Annotated in this window: 13 protein-coding genes; 2 read left to right on the forward strand and 11 right to left on the reverse strand. The window is 38.4% G+C overall.

What is annotated here, in order from left to right:
- Positions 1–5: 5 nt before the first annotated feature.
- The 5 genes from MHB79_RS16375 to MHB79_RS16395 all read right to left on the reverse strand — a co-directional run bounded on the left by MHB79_RS16375 (position 6) and on the right by MHB79_RS16395 (position 5,645).
- Positions 6–665, reverse strand: a complete 660-nt coding sequence (locus MHB79_RS16375) for a sugar transferase (protein ID WP_340990234.1) — start codon at positions 663–665, stop codon at positions 6–8.
- A gap of 199 nt (positions 666–864) precedes the next feature.
- Entirely contained in the window at positions 865–1,452 is a 588-nt protein-coding gene (locus MHB79_RS16380) for a hypothetical protein (protein ID WP_223251195.1), read from the reverse strand.
- 222 nt (positions 1,453–1,674) lie between these two features.
- Entirely contained in the window at positions 1,675–3,165 is a 1,491-nt protein-coding gene (locus MHB79_RS16385; protein WP_044140362.1) for an N-acetylmuramoyl-L-alanine amidase, read from the reverse strand.
- Between the two features lie 23 nt (positions 3,166–3,188).
- On the reverse strand, positions 3,189–5,297 hold the full coding sequence (locus tag MHB79_RS16390) for a SpoIID/LytB domain-containing protein (RefSeq protein WP_340990236.1): 2,109 nt from the start codon (positions 5,295–5,297) through the stop codon (positions 3,189–3,191).
- A gap of 24 nt (positions 5,298–5,321) precedes the next feature.
- The gene (locus MHB79_RS16395) at positions 5,322–5,645 is read right to left on the reverse strand and encodes a hypothetical protein (protein ID WP_003212891.1); all 324 of its coding nucleotides are present in this window, start codon (positions 5,643–5,645) and stop codon (positions 5,322–5,324) included.
- A 182-nt stretch (positions 5,646–5,827) separates the two neighbouring features.
- Here MHB79_RS16395 and tagU point away from each other — a divergent pair, with 182 nt between their 5' ends.
- On the forward strand, positions 5,828–6,748 hold the full coding sequence (gene tagU, locus MHB79_RS16400; RefSeq protein WP_050944362.1) for a polyisoprenyl-teichoic acid--peptidoglycan teichoic acid transferase TagU: 921 nt from the start codon (positions 5,828–5,830) through the stop codon (positions 6,746–6,748).
- 83 nt (positions 6,749–6,831) lie between these two features.
- Here the strand turns inward: tagU and wecB are convergent, their stop codons facing one another.
- Complete coding sequence (gene wecB, locus MHB79_RS16405) at positions 6,832–7,971, reverse strand: non-hydrolyzing UDP-N-acetylglucosamine 2-epimerase (RefSeq protein ID WP_050944364.1); 1,140 nt, start codon at positions 7,969–7,971, stop codon at positions 6,832–6,834.
- A 268-nt stretch (positions 7,972–8,239) separates the two neighbouring features.
- Between wecB and galU the strand changes: the two genes are divergently transcribed.
- Entirely contained in the window at positions 8,240–9,121 is an 882-nt protein-coding gene (galU, locus tag MHB79_RS16410; RefSeq protein ID WP_034660174.1) for a UTP--glucose-1-phosphate uridylyltransferase GalU, read from the forward strand.
- Positions 9,122–9,344: 223 nt separating this feature from the next.
- Here the strand turns inward: galU and tagH are convergent, their stop codons facing one another.
- From tagH to MHB79_RS16435, 5 genes are all read right to left on the reverse strand, one after another.
- Complete coding sequence (gene tagH, locus MHB79_RS16415; RefSeq protein ID WP_340990238.1) at positions 9,345–10,949, reverse strand: teichoic acids export ABC transporter ATP-binding subunit TagH; 1,605 nt, start codon at positions 10,947–10,949, stop codon at positions 9,345–9,347.
- A gap of 19 nt (positions 10,950–10,968) precedes the next feature.
- Positions 10,969–11,796: an ABC transporter permease gene (locus MHB79_RS16420; protein WP_003213689.1), complete on the reverse strand. Its 828-nt coding sequence runs from the start codon at positions 11,794–11,796 to the stop codon at positions 10,969–10,971.
- 172 nt (positions 11,797–11,968) lie between these two features.
- Positions 11,969–14,335: a CDP-glycerol glycerophosphotransferase family protein gene (locus tag MHB79_RS16425; protein ID WP_050944367.1), complete on the reverse strand. Its 2,367-nt coding sequence runs from the start codon at positions 14,333–14,335 to the stop codon at positions 11,969–11,971.
- 182 nt (positions 14,336–14,517) lie between these two features.
- Positions 14,518–16,779 carry a CDP-glycerol glycerophosphotransferase family protein gene (locus tag MHB79_RS16430; RefSeq protein ID WP_340990240.1) on the reverse strand — a complete coding sequence of 754 codons (2,262 nt, stop codon included), beginning with the start codon at positions 16,777–16,779 and terminating at the stop codon, positions 14,518–14,520.
- A gap of 48 nt (positions 16,780–16,827) precedes the next feature.
- A complete protein-coding gene (locus MHB79_RS16435; RefSeq protein WP_340990242.1) occupies positions 16,828–18,294 on the reverse strand; it encodes an alpha-glucosyltransferase N-terminal domain-containing protein in 1,467 nt (488 codons plus the stop codon).
- Between the last annotated feature and the right edge of the window lie 6 nt (positions 18,295–18,300).

Genomic DNA, 18,300 nt, shown 5'->3' on the forward strand with positions numbered 1-18,300 from the left:
TTTACTTATCTGGCTCCGTCACCCGTCATGATGACTTTTAACGTTTTTACCATAATCTTCATGTCGAGAGAAAATGTCAAGTTTTGAATATACTGTAAGTCATGTGTTAATTTTTCACTTGGACTCATTTCATATCCTCCATTTACTTGAGCAAGACCTGTCAGTCCCGGCTTGACCGTTAATCTTTTCGTAAAACCTGGAATCGTCCGATTAAATTCTGCGGTAAACATCGGTCTTTCCGGACGCGGACCTACGATACTCATTTCTCCTTTTAACACGTTGATGAATTGAGGGAGTTCATCGATTCTTGTTTTACGAATGAAGGCTCCCACTTTGGTGATACGTGGGTCGTTTTTTTGTGCCCATTTCGCTCCTCCGCTTTCAGCATCGGTTCTCATCGATCTGAGCTTCCATAATTTAAAGTAAACACCGTCTTTCCCGACCCTCTCCTGCATATAAAAGGCTGGTCCCGGTGTTTCCAGCTTAATCAAAAGAGCAAACAGCAAAATGATTGGCGTACTCAACATCAATCCGATGAACGAGAACATTAAATCTATGAAACGTTTTGCAAATAAATAACGAACCATATGTTCTGTTAAGGCAAAAGAGTGGTTTCGTCTCACTTCATATTCTCTATAAAGATTCATCGCTTTCTCTGCACTCACTGACCTGCACCTCACCATTCAAAGTAGTTGTTGTGTAAAGAGATGTTCTATGAAAGTCAGTTTAGCAGAGCAACATTAAGCAAATGTAAATGCGCTGTTAAGTCTTGTAAAACTGTGTTAAGAATGTGCACTTATATCAAGTTATGCCCTTTTCAACGTAAAAAAGACCCGCAATTCTGCGGGTCTCCGGGTCTTTTCTTTATTTTGCTTTAACGGATTCGATGGTTTTTAATCGAAGGGTTCCGTTTGCATCTTTTGTATAAGTGACTTTCACTTTTGATTCTTCTTTTAAGCTGTTCACTTGTTTAGAAAACGTATTTCCGAATTGAATAGCGACTTCTTTGCCATCAATGTTCACAGCAATGGTATGTCCATCAGCCAAGCCGACATATGTGCCTTCCTTGGTGACTTCATTTTTCTTATTTGTTGTTGATTCTTTCTTTGTTTTAGAATCAGTTTTTGATTGTTCCTTAGTAGGTTCTTCTTTTGTGATTTCTTTACTTGAGCTGTCTTTTGCGTCTTCATCAGATTGACCAGATTGCTCTTCTTTTGGAGCAACTGTTTCTTTGCTTTGATCATCTGCTTTTTCATTTGATGACTGATCTTCTGTTTTTTCCTTTTTCTCTGAAGCATTTTCTTTCTTTTGATCAGCTGCTTCGGTTGTTTCCTTTTTGCTATCATCCTTATTGTTGTCGCTTGATTGATTTGTTGTGCCGCATGCTGTGAGTAGTACACCTAGAAGCAATACTAGAAACGGCATTGTGATTAATTTTTTCAAAATTGTCACCTCTTCATGATTTGTCGATTGGCTGTCGCTTAGATTCATGCGTAAACCATTCACCTTTTATGTTTCAATTATAACAAAGATAACTAGAAATGAAATGTATTTTTAACTTGACACATTATTGACGACCCGATCACTTCATAGACTTTTGAAAAAAGGCTGCCGAGAGACGTTCTCGAGCAGCCTAAGAGGAGTATCTGAGGCACCCCTCATGTTTGTATTTTCTTATCTAAAGTAACCTGACACACCGCTTGAAATACCTGACGCTAAACGATCTTTATACGTAGCCGATTTCAAGATGTTTGAATCAACTGGACTTGACACAAAACCAGTTTCTAAAAGAACACTCGGCATTTTAGAATATTTAATCACGTAGAATCCAGCTGTTTTCACCCCACGGTCTCTTGTACCAAGTGCACTGACCATTTTCGGCTGAATGTTTTGCGCAAGCTTCAAGCTGTTTGCAGACGCATATGTTTTGTCATAATACGTTTCTGTTCCGTTTGCACTGCTGTTATCATTTGAGTTCGCATGGACACTAATGAAGATATCTGCATTTGCTGACGCACCTTTGCTCACTCGTGTTTGAAGACTGTCAAATGTGTCTGATGTTCTTGACATGGTAACAAGTGCACCCGCGTTGTTTAATTTCGTATTTAAACGCTTAGCTACATCTAAATTCAAGTTCTTTTCATATAACCCGTAGCCTACAGCTCCTGAATCATGTGCGCCATGACCTGGATCAATGAATACTTTTTTCCCGACAACAGGGTTTTTCAATTGATTCACAACAGTTGGTGTCACCGTATTTGCACTGCCTACGACAGTAAATTTGGTGATTTTTTTACTGCTAATGGTTGCTCTTGTTACTTTTGGTAATGTTTTTTCATTCGTTAGAAGCAATGCTTTGTTTTGCTTCGCTGCGATCCCTGCAGCAGAAGATGAAGTGGCGTAGCCAAACCCTCTTCCTACATAGGTATTGTTCGTGCTCATATTATACTTTTTCACAATATTAGCGGCAACGTCATAACGAGTGGAGCCTTTAATTCGTGTTGGAGATTTCAATTGATTATAAGCTGCTTTTGTGACGTAATTTTCTCCGCCGACTACAATGGTTTGTTTGACATTGCTTGCTTTTGCAACAGATGCGATTTCAGAACGAAGTCCCTTTTTATCTGTGTAGAGAATCGGGAAACCTTTTTGTGCTGCTACCGGTGCAATTGCAATCCCATGAGCATAGAAGGAACCTTCAACGACAACGACGCCTGCTGGCTTTTTCATTTTCTTCGCGATATTTGCAGATAGCTCATATCGATTTTTTCCTGAAATACGTTGTGTAGAGATGCCCATCTTCTTCACTTCATTGATTACGTTATTTGACACACTTGATGTACTGCCTAAAACGATCACTGTCTTTGTTTTTAAAGCCTTTAGGGCTTTTTTCGTATCACCTGAAAGACTCTTACTGTTTGTATAAAGAACTGGTCCATTTTTTTGGTGTGCAAGTGGAATCCCTGCTGTTGCATCCGCATACGCAGTTTTCCCTACTATTACGACTGTACTTGCAGTTCCCCATCCCTTTTTCGCTACGTTTGCTGCTACAGCATATCTGCTTCCGCCATCAATTCGTGAGACTGAATTATCTGCTGAAGCTGTTGGAACAATAACGAAAATGGCGATGAGGCTGAGGATGGCTGTTTTCATGATTGAGCGCATCATCTATGTCCTCCTTTAACCCTTTAATAGTTTGTTAGTTTTGTACCTGGATAGTAGAACGAAAGTATGGAAGAATATGAGTTTCCAGATTCTGCTCTAGCTTTGGCACCGTATTGGCTCATGCCAATGCCGTGACCATATCCTTTTCCTGAAATCGTAAAGTCATTTGTATTGTTTTTGACTGACGCAAATGTGCTCTTCACCTTTGTTGCGCCCATGATGGATCTAAACTCGGTCATCTTCATACTTGCCGTTGTACTTTTGTTTACTGCATATGTGCCTGTTTTATTTTTCAGATGATATGTCAGCTTGATTGATACCGTCTTCGCACGTTGTCCTTTTGTTTTTCCTGAGAACGTCAGGCTTGAGATGGATGCAATCTTCATATCAGATGCAGCTGTTTCTTTGTTTTTGAGCAGCCATGATTTGAGACCAGCAAGATCCGTTGCATTTGTCTCTTTTGCCTTAGACCACTGAGATGCTGCTGTACTAGCAGTCAATGTTGTGCCTAGCTGTTTTTTAGAGAGTTTTAATGTCCATGCATTGATCGGATCTTTTGTATCCTTTTTGGCCACTAAGTACGGCAGTGCATTTGCCCACACTTCTTCACTTGCCTCTGTATATCCGCCATTACTAGAATAATAGGTGGCTGAAATGAGCTGATTGTTGTATTTCAGTACTTTCCCTTTTGTGGCATCGACAGCTTTTGTCGAATTTGTGTACCAGTTATATCCTCCATATACTTGGAAGGCAGTTGTATCAGGTACGACTTTTCCAATACTTTTCACCGAATACGTTCTAGCGGCCACTGCCTGTGCTTTTAGCGCTTCAACATGCCAGCTTGCAGGCATTTCATTTGGTACCACGCCTTTTAGATAGTCTTCAAATGGAATATTTTCGAGAGTCGGCCTGATATAACCTGATTCAATTGCAAAGTTGACGCTGCCTAGGTAAGGCTTCCCTGCAATTTGAAGGATATTTTTCGTTGAATATTTCTCAGGAACAACTCTTACATTGTTATATGTCTTTATGCCTTTTAATGAAATTTTTCCGTTAGAAATATTCAATTGGTAGTTTTGATTTTTTTTCAGATAGACTTGTTTGGCTAATGAGTTCTTCAAGCTATCTTTAATCGCACTTGTGCTACCAGCAAGGTGATAAGCATATGTACCCTTTTCTTTCAGCAGTTTTTTTAGTGACGCTGTGACAGAATCCGGTTTCACATACACAACAGCACTATTAGACTTTGCAGCCAATTGAGACAGCGGCATAGCATAAATATAGCTAGAGGCTTTTGCCAAATAAACTTTATCTGCATTGATATTTAATTTCTTCATTATATTCACAGAGAGTTCATAGCGATTGGCACCACTGATTCTTGTTACCTGTGACGTTTTTTTAATTTGATTCTCTACTTTTTGTCCCGTACTTTTCGTACTACCGATGATGATGACTTTGCTTGGCAGCTTGTAAGACGGAATGGAATCTTTTTTTGTTAAAAGGATTGGGTATCCCTTTCTCGATGCATAGGATGCAATCGCAATCCCATTCATAAATGAGTTTCCACCGACAACGACAGCTTGCTTATAGTTACCCATTTCTTTAGCAATTTTTTGGGAGATTTCAAACTTGTCTTTTCCACTAATGCGTCTGACTTTCCCATACTTTTTAATAGATTTCTCAGCAGCTGTTGAAATACTTTTCGTGTTACCAACGATCAGGATGTTATCCGGCTTCATTTTCTTCAGCTGGTTTTCAGTTGTTTTTGTTAGTTTTTCAATGTTTGTATACAAAATGGGTGCGCCTAGTTTGTAAGCTAACGGTGATACAGAAATGGCATGATCAAATGCATCACGGCTCACAATGACAACTGTTGATGGATTCTTCCAGCCGGCAGATGCGATGCTATTGGCAACTTCGTATCGATTTTTGCCATCATATCTTTTCGTGACAGCCACATTCGATCCTGACAGCTTGTATTCTCCAGCTGTGGATAGATCCATCGTTTTTTTATTTCCGATATAATTAGACAATTTCACTGAAATTGTCGAGCTAGCCATGGCAGACTGAAAGGGTGCGATTAGTAGAGTCATTGTCATGAGAACAATAAGTGTAAAGCCTGTTTTCTTCAATTTTGTTCATCCCGCCCATCTTTTTTACTTCTGTTTTTCAATCTTTTGAATTTCCTTTTGACCACTGTCATTGATAAAGTAAGAGATTTCTACTTTGTCTCCTGGTTTGAATTCATTTAACACATCTTTAAAATTATCCGTAAATTCATAGCTTAAGGTCGTATTCACTTTTTTCACTTCGACTGTATGTGCATCAGCCATTCCAATAAATTCAGCTTTTTCTTCCAGCACCTGAGGAGTTGAACTGCTTGTGTTGTTTTCTCCCGAGGACTGCTCAGCCGTTCCACATGCTGTGAGCACGATACCAAGTAGTAGTATTAAGAACGGTAAAACGACGATTTTCTTCATTTTTTTCACCTCATGTCTTTGTATCGTCTTATAACTTAATATTTTAAGGTAAATTTAAGGTTTTTTGAAACCTTTTTTTTGTTACAACGTCTATATCTAGGTTCAGAGTAAAAAAATAACTTGTTTATCAAGATTCGTAAACCTATAATCATGGAAGAATCATAGAAAAGGTGAGGGACATTATGAGAGCTGAAAGAAAACGAAAGAAGAAAAAGGTTCTTTGGATTGTTTTATCGATTATTGGCTTATTCGTATTAGCAACTGGCGGATATGCATATCATCTTTGGAATACAGCAGCATCAACCGTGGCAGGCATTCAGGAGAATTTAAAGAAGTCAGATAAGCGTGACAAAGATGTCGATTTAAATAAGAAAGACCCGATTTCTATTTTAGTCATGGGTGTTGATGAAAGAAAAAATGACCGCGGCCGTGCGGATACATTAATATACATGACCGTTAACCCAAAAACCAAAACGACTGAGATGGTGAGTATCCCGCGTGATACGTATACGAAAATTGTCGGAAAAGGCACAATGGATAAAATCAACCACTCCTATGCATTCGGCGGCACACAAATGGCAGCTGATACTGTAGAGGAATTGCTTGATGTACCTGTTGATTACTTCGTGAAAGTCAATATGGAAAGCTTTAAGGATATTGTCGATACACTTGGCGGCATTACAGTGAACAGCACATTTGCTTTCAGCTATGATGGTCATTCATTTGGTACAGGAGAAATTAATCTAAATGGCGATCAAGCCCTCGCCTACACAAGGATGAGAAAACAAGATCCAAAGGGTGACTTCGGACGTCAGCAAAGGCAGCGTCAAGTCATTGAAGGCATCATTGCTAAAGGGGCAAACATTTCATCTATTACGAAGTTCGGCGATATGTTCAAAGTCGTGGAAAACAATATGAAGACTAATATGTCATTTGATGATATGTGGACGATGATGAATGACTACCGTGACGCAAGACAGCGTGTGAAGCAGCACGAGCTGAAAGGAACGGGAGCACGCATCAATAATATCTATTATTATCAGCTTGATGATAGCAGTTTGGCTAAAGTGAAGAAGGAATTGAAGGACAGTTTGGAGCAGTAAAAAAAGAAGACTACATGAATGTAGTCTCAGATTGTTGACAAAGGGCTAAAATGGTTTTTATTTTAGCTCTTTGTCTTCTTTTTTTATGATTTAAATGGGGCAGGTTTTTCTTCACTTAATCCAAATCGATGGAGGAGCTCCTCGACAATTCGTCTCGATGCTTGTCCGTCACCATAAGGGTTAGACGCCTTCGACATGCTGTCATACTCCTTCTGATCTACTAGCAGCTCTTTAGCCATTTTGTAAATGGTCTCTTCATCCGTACCTGCAAGCTTAAGTGTGCCTGCTTTCACGCCTTCTGGACGTTCTGTTGTATCACGGAGCACTAAAACTGGCTTCCCTAGAGAAGGCGCCTCCTCTTGTACACCGCCAGAATCCGTTAAGATAAAGTGCGAAGCGGCAGCAAAGTTATGGAAATCAACGACTTCAAGCGGTTCAATTAAGTGTACACGATCGAGACCGCTAAATTCTGTCTGAGCTGCATCACGTACGGCAGGGTTTAAATGAACAGGATAAACGACCTGAACATCTTCAAACTCTTCTACAACACGTCTAATGGCTCTAAACATATTTTTCATCGGCTGGCCGAGATTCTCTCTGCGGTGGGCCGTTAACAAAATCATTTTATCCGTGCCTATTTTCTCTAAAATAGGGTGCTGATAATGCTCAGTAACTGTAGTTTGCAGGGCATCAATCGCTGTATTCCCTGTCACACAAATGGTCTCTTCTTTTTTATTTTCAATTAAAAGATTCTGCTTCGCTTCCTCTGTAGGAGAGAAATGAATATCGGCAATAGTGCCTGTCATTTGACGGTTCAATTCCTCTGGGAACGGCGAATACTTATTGTGTGTTCTCAATCCTGCTTCGACGTGCCCAACTGAAATTTGGTGATAAAATGCTGCCAAGCTTCCTGCAAAGGTTGTTGTAGTATCCCCATGGACAAGGACAATATCAGGTTTTTCTTCTTGGAATAATTGGTCTAGCTTTAACAGTGCATTTGATGTGATTTCAGATAATGTCTGGCGCTGCTTCATGATGTTTAAATCATGATCTGGCGTAATTGAAAAAGCCTCAAGAACTTGATCAAGCATTTCTCTGTGCTGGGCTGTCACAGTGACAATCGAATTTATCAGTGGATGTTTATTTAATTCAAGGACAAGTGGTGCCATTTTGATCGCTTCAGGTCTAGTACCGAAAATAGTCATTACATTTAGTTTTTTCACTTGTTTAATCCTCTTTCCTAGTATAGTACTTTCAATTATACACAATTTGGAGGATAAATTTAATGGTATAAAAAAAGAATTTACATTGAATTAACGTTAAATTTCTCTTTCCTTTACATTTAACATATAAAATATGAATTATCTAAAATTCATTTTAGTGAAATCATTTGTCTTTCCTATGATTTGTAAGTTACACTTTAAACAGACGACCACGAACAAACATTGAGTGATTAAATCGGTTATCTATGTAAGGAAGGTGCAAAGTTCATTGAAAAAAGTACGTAAAGCCATTATACCAGCTGCAGGTCTTGGGACACGTTTCCTCCCTGCAACAAAAGCTATGCCTAAAGAAATGCTGCCAATCGTTGATAAACCAACCATTCAATATATTATTGAAGAAGCTGTTGAATCAGGAATTGAAGACATTATTATCGTCACTGGAAAAGGAAAAAGAGCCATTGAGGATCATTTTGATTTTGCACCAGAGCTAGAGCGCAACCTGGAGGAAAAAGGGAAGAGCGAGCTTCTAGAGAAGGTGAGAAAATCCTCTAACATTGCTGACATTCATTACATACGTCAAAAGGAACCTAAAGGACTTGGACACGCTGTTTGGTGCGCACGCAATTTTATCGGTGATGAGCCATTCGCCGTTTTATTAGGTGATGATATTGTTCAAGCGGAAACACCGGGGCTTCGCCAGCTGATGGATGAATACGAAAAGACCCTTTCATCTGTGATTGGTGTTCAGCAGGTAGCAGACAGCGATACGCATCGCTACGGGATCATCGACCCTCTTACACAAGAAGGACGCCGCTACCAAGTGAAAAACTTTGTAGAAAAGCCGCCGCAAGGTACAGCACCATCCAATCTAGCCATCTTAGGACGATACATTTTCACGCCAGAGATCTTTATGTACCTTGATCAGCAAGAAATTGGTGCAGGCGGGGAAATTCAACTGACAGATGCCATACAAAAGCTGAATGATATCCAGCGTGTATTCGCCTATGATTTTGAAGGAAAACGATACGATGTTGGTGAGAAGCAAGGCTTCATCGAGACGACTCTCGAGTTTGCCCTTCAAGATGAGGATCTGAAAAAGAAACTCATTCCATTTATGAAACAGCTTCTCGAAAAAGAAGAAGTGAATTAAAAAAAGCTGCCGGAATCGGCAGCTTTAGATTGTTGACAAAGTGCTAAAATGATTTTTATTTTAGCACTTTGTCTTCTTTTCAGCGTGATAGAAAACCTTTGAAGTCTAGGAAGGGCGAGCACTGGCGCGGAGCGAATTGAATATTCGTGAGCACCAGCGCGCAGACCTGACAACGAATGCGAGGGTTTGTCTACACGCTGAAGCTGTCGGAATCGGCAGCTTTTTATTTCATCACTGAAATCGTCAGTGTATGCTGTTCATTATCAATGACAAACAGATTGCTTTCGCCCTTTACTGCGAATTTCGTTTGTTTCTCATTCATCCAAACCTTCTGTTCTGTCAGTCCAAGTGTCGAAGGAGAGATCGGCATCACCTCATGAAAGACAATAGCATTTGCTTGACCATTTTGAATGACATAGTCAGTTTTCTCTGTGGTCAATCGCTCAATCGTACCGCCTTGATCACTTTTGATCGAGCTCAGCGTTTGCATTTTTTGCTTAAGCACAGATTCCTCTTTTCCAAGGAAAGAAAGTAAGTACTCATACGAGCCAGCAGATGCGGGCGATACATACGAGTTGAACTGTCCAGGTCCAATGGATAAAGACTTTAATTCCTCTGCAGGTTGAAGCCCTTCAGGTTTGACAAAATACGTCTCTGATGCTGTTTTGATTTGAACGGTTTGTTTATTTTCAGCGACAGCTTGTATCTCTTGCCCGAATGGCAAAGTGACACCTGCCTTCTTTTTCATAGCTTGATCTTTGTACACCGTGAGTGGATCTGCTGTGACAAGCGTCTGTCGATCCACCTTTTTCATATCAGGCGCCCCTTTTGTTAGCTGGTTCTTTGACTGAGGCGATTCTGTCTTATCTGCTGGGATGGCGCCAAACGTCGCCAGTGTACGAAGTGGACGATCCGAAAACATCGATAAGGCAAGTAAAATCGTTAAAGCAGCTATTATCGTCACTTGAAAGGCTGGTCCAAAAAAGGAACGTCGTTTTCCGTTCTCATCATATCGAGACACCTTCTCTGTCTTTTTTTGTACACCTTTGCGACCTTCTTTGTGTTTCAATTGATATTCTTTTTTTTCTTTTTTAGAAAGCTTGTTAAACCATTCAACAAACTCCTTATACTCTTTCACGACCTTCTTCGTCTCATCAAACATACGAAGCTCACCATAATGCATCCAAGCCACTCGGTCACAGATTTTTTGAATTTGGCTAATGGAATGGCTGACAAAAAAGATCGTCTTCCCTTGTTCTTTAAATTCTGTGATTCGATCCACGCATTTTTGATAGAAGGTTTGGTCACCAACAGACAACGCTTCATCAATAATCAAGATATCTGGATCGATATGCGCTGAAATGGCGAAGCCAAGACGTGACTTCATTCCGCTTGAATAGCTTTTCACAGGCTGATCAATAAAGTCACCAATATCCGCAAACTCTACGATTTTTTCATATAGTTCGTCTATCTCTTTATTCGTCAGCCCCATCATCAAGCACTTGAGGCGAATGTTGTCTTTCCCGCTTAATTGGTTGTTTAGCCCTGCCGCAATGGCAATTAACGAAGGCTGACCGTCCATATCAACTTCACCACTTGTCGGTGGAATGATTTTCGCAAGAAGATTCGACATCGTTGATTTTCCAGATCCGTTGATCCCTACAAAACCAATCGTCTCGCCTTCATATACATCAAAGGACACATCACGAACAGCAAAGAAACCTTTTTCATTTTTATTAGGAAAAAACAGCCCTTTAATCTTATCTGACTGCTTTTTATATAGGACGTATTGCTTGGATACGTTTCGAAACGAAACCTTTAGTTTCATCGTATAATCTCCTTACTTTTTAAAGAAAATCGACAAATTTATCCCTAAATTTCATATGAAGCAATGAACCGACTGTTAAAAGAAGTAGCGTGATCAGCCAAAAATAAAGCGTATATTTCACATCATGGAAGAACCATTCTCCCTTTAACAAGCTATTTCTAAAACCATCAATAATGTAGAAAAGAGGATTCAATTTTAGTATATCCCCGATCCATGCTTTGTCTCCAGTGAGCTTCTCTGAGATATTCCAAAAAATCGGCAGCAAAAAGAAAAGTAAACGTGTCACTGATTGTAAAAGAAATTGATAGTCTCTCACGAGTACGCTAATCGTGGAATTAAACAAACTAAACGAAAACATAAACGCGATCATACAAATAAGATAGTATATATATTGTAGCCAATGCGCATCAGGATATATGCCATAGGAAATCAGCACAATCAGATAGACACCCATCATGACAAAGTAGCTGAACAAGTTGGACATAATCACTACAGACGGCAGCGCACTAATCGGGAAATTCATTTTCGATACCATATTAATACGTTTAAACACACTGTTTGATCCATCAAGTATCGTCGGACTAATGAAGAACCAAGGGATTAATCCAGCCAGCATCCAAATGATAAACGGAACTTCCATCCCTCCAATGACAATTGGCTGTCCTCCGCGAATTCCCAGACCAAAAACAAACCAGTAAGCCAGCATTTGAATCAATGGATTTAAAAACTGCCATAAAACACCTAAATAATTCATCTGATATTTTGATTTTGTTTCATAAACAGCAAGTCGCATAATCAGCGGAAATGAGCTGATTTGCTCCTTTAATATCGTCAACATTGCGTTCATTCTAATCTTCCTTAGATATAAGTTTTTGGGATTACTTTTTTAAAAAGCACCGCTCATAATTGTAACAGATAACGATACACATTTCATCTTATAACAAAAGTCATGCACGTCAAACTAGAAGACAAAAACCCCCTGAATCCTTTCAATCGTTGATTCAGGGGGTCCTCACATATTAGATAATTTGGTGTTCTTTTAAGAAATCTGTAATTCTTTTCGTATTCTGATTATCGTTAAAGCTGTTGATTTTCAGGTATTTTTCTTTATATTCATCTTCCACAACATACTGACAATCGATCGCATGTTTCACGATTCGAATCAGCTCTTGTGTATTATATGCTATCGGTCCTGGTGCATTTTCATCGTTTACAGGAGGAATCGCCTTATACTGTCTAATCAAGTAATCTTTTTCTTCCCAATAAAAAATAGGGTAGGCACCTCTATATTGTGCATCATAAATAGCAGATGAATAATCAGTAATAAACACTTTTGACACTTTTAGCGCTTCCGATGGGTTATCAGAAATAATATGTTTATACTGAGGCAGATTTTGATAAACGTACTGTGAAAATTTGTTATGCGGTACAATTAACAGACGATCAAGAAGACCTGCTTCTTCAAAGCTTTTGATGATTTTGATTAGAACTCTATAGTAAGATGTTTCTTCAATTCTATTTGTATAAATAAGTCCCTCTTCCCAATATCGGTAAGTTGGCATAAAGGCGATCTTATCTGCACCGTCTACTAATTTGGCATGATCAAAGGTTGCCAGACCTGTCAAAATCAAATCCTCACGATCATAGTTCATTTTATAAAATTCACCGGCCTCTAATTCAGAGCTGATGACTGATTTATAAATATTGTATTGATTCTTGTCTTTATGGAATCCAAAGGCCATTGGATTATCAACCGGTTTAGCAAACATAATGCCATGCTGTAAAAAGACGAGTGGGACACTCATGATTCTCTCTCTGAGATGGTCAATATACAACCTATCATTCAGAACATGGTTAGATAATTCACTTGATATAAAATAACTGGCATTAAATATACTTAAATAATGTCTGAGACTGTATTTCGGTATGATACCCTTTCCATATTTCGCTTTCAATGCTGGATATGCGTTTGATTTCTTATTAAGAATAAAGTAATTTTTTGAGTCTGTTTGACAATTTTCCTGTACATAGTCATACACTCTAATAGCTGATTCATCTGCTTTATCACTCTTTTTCTCAAAAAACAAATTCACACGATACTTTTTGTCTTTATAGAATGATGATAGGATACTCGCTATTTTTATTTTCACTTTACTAAATAAAGAATATTCCTGTGAATAAGGAATAATGGTTGATGTCACATTTCCAAATAGATTGGTTCTTAGGACTTGCAGCTTGTCCCCATTCTTTTTCGTGATATATGTTTTGACCTTTTTATCCCTCTTTCTCAACCTTAAACTATGGATAATTCGGTGATCATTTCCTACGAACAAGTTATTGTGGATTCTGCTATCTAAATCAAGATCGTTTAACGAAATTTTAAAGAAACCATATCTTTTCAAGAATTTAATCTTTCTAAATGGTCTTATAAATTTCGCCAGCTGGTGCTCAGAGTTTCTAATGTAAAGATATTCATATTTTTGGTCTGAATTATACGCATAATGCGTCAATCTTCCATAAACATAAAAACTATTAAACATACTAAAGATGCGTAATCTCGACGTATGTTTTGTAACGAGATATGGGTTTCCTCTCACTAAGTAAACGCCATTCGTTCTGACATAGATGTAATATCTTTGCTTATTAATCACCAAGATATTGAGAATATTGTCATCTTTGAACTGCTCCAAGGTATCTTTACCAAAAACTTTTAGCGGCTGATATCTAGGAACGAGTCTAAAGTTGACGATTTTCTTTTGATCCGTCACTTTATTTGATATTTTGATTTGATTACGATTATTCACAGTCACTTCAATATCTTTATGTTCCTGCATCACATCAAACAAAATTTTCCTTACATTTAGCTCCTTATTCTGACAATCATAGGTAATCACAAAATGGAAAATACTGTATCCGATAAAGGAGATATCCACAAATCGTCTATCTACCTCTTTAATGGGCAAATCTATTTTATAATTCCGATTGATCTCATCTACATTCAGTAGCCCTGAAAATAATAACAGTTCCTCTTCGCCGCTGTATAAGCCATAGCGATCTAACCCTAATTGCTTGACAAAGATATCTTCGAATTGATTATTAATTTCAATGGGAAGTACTTGATCTCGCTGGACCATGTCTGAGCTTTCTTTGACAATATATAAGTGATGATCCTTCGCATAGAGATAGATCATTTCATTAGAATTGTCTATTGTGGATTCAAAAATCATCTGATCCTTTACATCAATTTCGCAAATCCACTTTGATTCATTTACATTTAGCTCTTCAAATTCAAAAGTGCACAACTTCTCTATGTTATCAATATATATAACTAACTTGTGTTCATCTAAATTAAGAATTTCTAAAAAATTATGATAAAGTTTGTACATTGAAGCACCTCTATATTATTTTCAGCAAATTTACATTACCGGATAATCTTATCTAAATTTAGCATGTTTACTGTTAAAATTCTATGTTTTTTTATTTTTACCATAACTTTTAAATATGTGTACATTGGAATAAAAAACACAAAAAAGTACCGTTCAAAAGGGGAAGAACGGTACTTTTTAAACTATTTTTCAGAAAACACTACTTCCACCACACGCTTCGAAGACTCCCCACTCTCTAAATAGCAGAATTTTTCATAAAACGGTGCGAATGAAGCTGGCAAAGTAAAGGTTGGCTGTTCTGTTTCTCTTACCCAGTCAATGACGCTGGCTGTTTCTTTCACAAGAGGTCCAGGTGCTTCCTGCTCAAAGTCAAAGTAGAAGCCTCTCAGCTTGTCACGATATGTTTCGATGTCTGGCACATAGAATAGCATCGGACGTTTGAGATTTGCATAATCAAAGAACACGGATGAGTAATCTGTTATGAGCAGATCAGAAATCATATAAAGGTCTCTGATGTCTTCATAATGAGAAAAGTCATAGGCAAAGCCTTCATATGGTCCTAAATCAAAGTTTTCAGCTACTAAATAGTGCATACGAAGAATGATGATATAGTCGTCTCCGATAGCGGCTCTCAGCTCATGCAAATCAAGGTCTAAATCAAATTTGTACTGCCCTTTTTTATAAAATTGATCGTCTCTCCATGTCGGAGCGTATAAGATTAATTTTTTATCAAGCGGCAGGTTCATTTTTTGTTTGAGTACTCTCATCGTTTCTTCATTGTTTTGATTGTGAAGGAAGTCATTTCTCGGATATCCTGACTCAATCATGGTCTTTTGAAATTGGAAGGCACGTGTGAAGATTTCAGTCGAGTAAGCATTTGGAGAAATGAGGTAGTCCCAATTCGACGCTTCCTTCGTGAAATTCTTTTTGTATTTTTTCGTGTTTGTTCCAGGCATATGCACCTCGTCCATATCCATCGCCAGTCGTTTTAACGGCGTACCGTGCCATGTCTGCAAGTATGTTGTATGCTCTGGTTTTGGAATCCATAGCGGCAAACGGCTGTTGACGACCCAATACTCAGCTCTTGCCATCGCAAAAATCCATTTCAATGACAGACGATTGATATAGTAAATATCCTTTTCCTTAAACGGTGCTTCGTGCCCCTTTTTCACGCTCCAGATCAACGTATATTCAGGATGATTTTCTTTCATATACTCATAGATCCCACGTGGGTTACAGCTAAATTGTTTTCCATTAAAGCTTTCAAACATAACGGTTTTCTTTTTCACAGACAGCTTGCTCGCCAGCTGAAAGGTCGTTTTAAAGGTCCTTGTTACAAGACGGTTACGGACTTTTTTGATTTTACCGATTTGCTTTTTGAACTTCTTCCACTTGCTTTTGACATAGTACTTCGCACGTGTTTTCATTGTATAATCATTAATTCGAATGCCAAGCGTTTGTCTTTTTTTCTTTCGATACACCTCATATCGAATCGGTACATCATTTCTTTTATGAATTTGAACAAGCCCTTTGAGTTTGTTTGAGCGATCTCCAAGGACTAAAGAAGTGGTCGTTAAAGTCTCCTCTACTCCACCTACATCGCAAATAAATTCAAAATAGAAACGATATACAAAACGTTTGTTTAACGAATAGGTCAATTCCTCTAAAGGAACTTCTGCTAGAAATTGATAAAGCTGAGGTACCTGTTGATCATCACGGTATTTGACCACTTCATCTTTTATTGGGGTCATATTTACCGGAAAGCGATGCTCAATTGGCTCTTCGCCATTTCTCTTCACTAGAAGCTTTACTTCCTTGATTTCATAAGGATGCTCTGCACTGAGAACGCCTGCATAACCAGATAAAGATAACGTACATTCTTTGTTGAGCTCGATATGATTGAATTTCACAACCTTTAGCTCACGCTTGATTTTAAACGATGCATTTCCTTTATCCGTACGATACGGGATGACATACAGCATCGCGTCTTTATTTTCTAAATAAGTCAGCTCTGGCTTCTCTATTTCCATTTTTAAACGGCGTTTATAGTATGGCGTCTTCTCTTCTACTTCGGCATGATCCGTTTCTTTTAGTTCTTCTTCCTCTTCTTCTGAATCAGAATCATAGGCTGAGTCCTCAAGCTCGTCCTCATCCTCTTCTTTGTTTGCACTCAGATAGTCCGTCACATACAGGTTGTATGTCTGACCCTGCTCTAATGCAAGCGGAAGCGATGGTTCACTCAATACCAATTTGAATAGATTGTCTTCTTGATGAACAAGCGGAAGGAAAAGCTCTTGTTTTGATACCCTTTCCCTCATAAACAAATAAAATTCTCTATCTGTTAATGGCATGTCATCGTCGATGCGAATAAGCATTTCTAGTTTCTCATGATGATTTTTTAACCCTTCAACGACACTCTTCTTATGAATTCCCTCTTCAATCATTAATCGTTAATCTCCTCTGTTCAGAAATCTTACCGTTGTGTTGTCACATTATTTTACTTTCCAAGAATAGTTTCCTTGTTTCGTTTGATACGACCACCCATCGATTGACGATGGTTTATTGGTGAGCAGCTCTTCCTCTACTTCTAGACGCTGCAAAACTTCCTGAAGTTCTTCTGTTTTAAAACGAATGTAAAAATCAACGTATTTTGTTTGATTGGTTTCAATGTTTTTCTTTGTTTGAAAATGCCCAATTGGGAAGCTGACTTGATGGTTTTCATCGATTGTTTGAGATATGATTTCAGCTCCATTCACTCGATCATATCCTGCGAAATCGATTTGCACATGATCCGCATGACTCATTTCGTCCTTCAGCTCAAGCTGAAGATGAAGAACATGATGTTCAGCGCTTAGATCACGCAAAACCCATTTCATGCGGTCCACGATCCTTCTCAGTTCATCTTTACGCTCACGATTTTCGAGCATATGATGTAGCGTTGTATTCCAAAGAGACATTTCATCAGAAGGCACAAGATAAAAATAGGCTTGTTCTCCCAATACCTTCTCAACATCTACCTTATGCTTAGTATCTCCAAAGAAGACGGCATCCACTTGCTGTTTTCTTATTTGTTTAAATAATTCTTCATATTGAGAATTGAGTTGATGCGGATCTTCTTCATAATGTGCGTCATGTACAAATGCAGCATAATACGTTGTTTCGGGCTGATCGATTTTAAACAGGTGACGGTCTTGATCCCGGTCTTCTGTAATCATCAGTTTCAAACGGTCATTTTGTGTTTGAATACTAGATAACCATCGTTGCTTTATATCTGTCTTCTTTGTAAAAGTTTGAATTCCTGTTTTTTTATACCAATTAATATGCCGAACTGGATTCTTTTTTGTATCTCCAGGGTAGATGATCTCCATATAGATATTGCCATCGTCATTGATTAGTTCTTCCAAGTATAGGGCACCTGTATGAGGAACAAAGCTTTGTACTCTGCACAAAACGCCCTGCCAATTGTACTCTTCCCTCTTTACTAATTGCTGCTCTTCATTATATTGATCAATATAACAAATAGGGGAAGATGGCAGTTCATATCTCGTCACCTGCACTGTTGATTCTTCTGCTGGCATCACTGCTTCATTGATCGATTGAAAAGATGTACCGATGATAAATTCCGAGTAACGCCTTTTACTTCCGCTTTCCGGTAGAATATAGTGCTCAAATACATTCAAGATGTCAACTTGGTGCAGAAGGGTCTCCTCCAAGCTATGAATATGTTCTTTCACATTTGCATCATAATTCAAAGTTAAAATGGCATTACGTTTATGTTTGTCAGCCAATGGCTTTAATCTTGCTTTTAAAGACTTCGTTAAGTGCTCATCCTGTTTTGGTACATCACCCATGATAAAGTAGTAGTCCATATCAGGCATGTCAACTGATGTCATTGTTTCATGTTGTTCAGGTTGATCCAATGTGTGTTCAACTTTTTTCTTCATCCAATTTTGAAACAAAGGAAG

Source organism: Bacillus sp. FSL M7-0558, from assembly GCF_038003245.1.
Classification (GTDB): domain Bacteria; phylum Bacillota; class Bacilli; order Bacillales; family Bacillaceae; genus Bacillus; species Bacillus pumilus.

Bases quoted from the DNA above. Each gene is read 5' to 3' on its own strand.
- MHB79_RS16385 (WP_044140362.1), bottom strand. From the start codon at position 3,165: ATGCGCTCAATCATGAAAACAGCCATCCTCAGCCTCATCGCCATTTTC.
- MHB79_RS16395 (WP_003212891.1), bottom strand. From the start codon at position 5,645: ATGAAGAAAATCGTCGTTTTACCGTTCTTAATACTACTACTTGGTATC.
- tagU (WP_050944362.1), top strand. From the start codon at position 5,828: ATGAGAGCTGAAAGAAAACGAAAGAAGAAAAAGGTTCTTTGGATTGTT.
- tagH (WP_340990238.1), bottom strand. From the start codon at position 10,949: ATGAAACTAAAGGTTTCGTTTCGAAACGTATCCAAGCAATACGTCCTA.
- MHB79_RS16420 (WP_003213689.1), bottom strand. From the start codon at position 11,796: ATGAACGCAATGTTGACGATATTAAAGGAGCAAATCAGCTCATTTCCG.
- MHB79_RS16425 (WP_050944367.1), bottom strand. From the start codon at position 14,335: ATGTACAAACTTTATCATAATTTTTTAGAAATTCTTAATTTAGATGAA.
- MHB79_RS16430 (WP_340990240.1), bottom strand. From the start codon at position 16,779: ATGATTGAAGAGGGAATTCATAAGAAGAGTGTCGTTGAAGGGTTAAAA.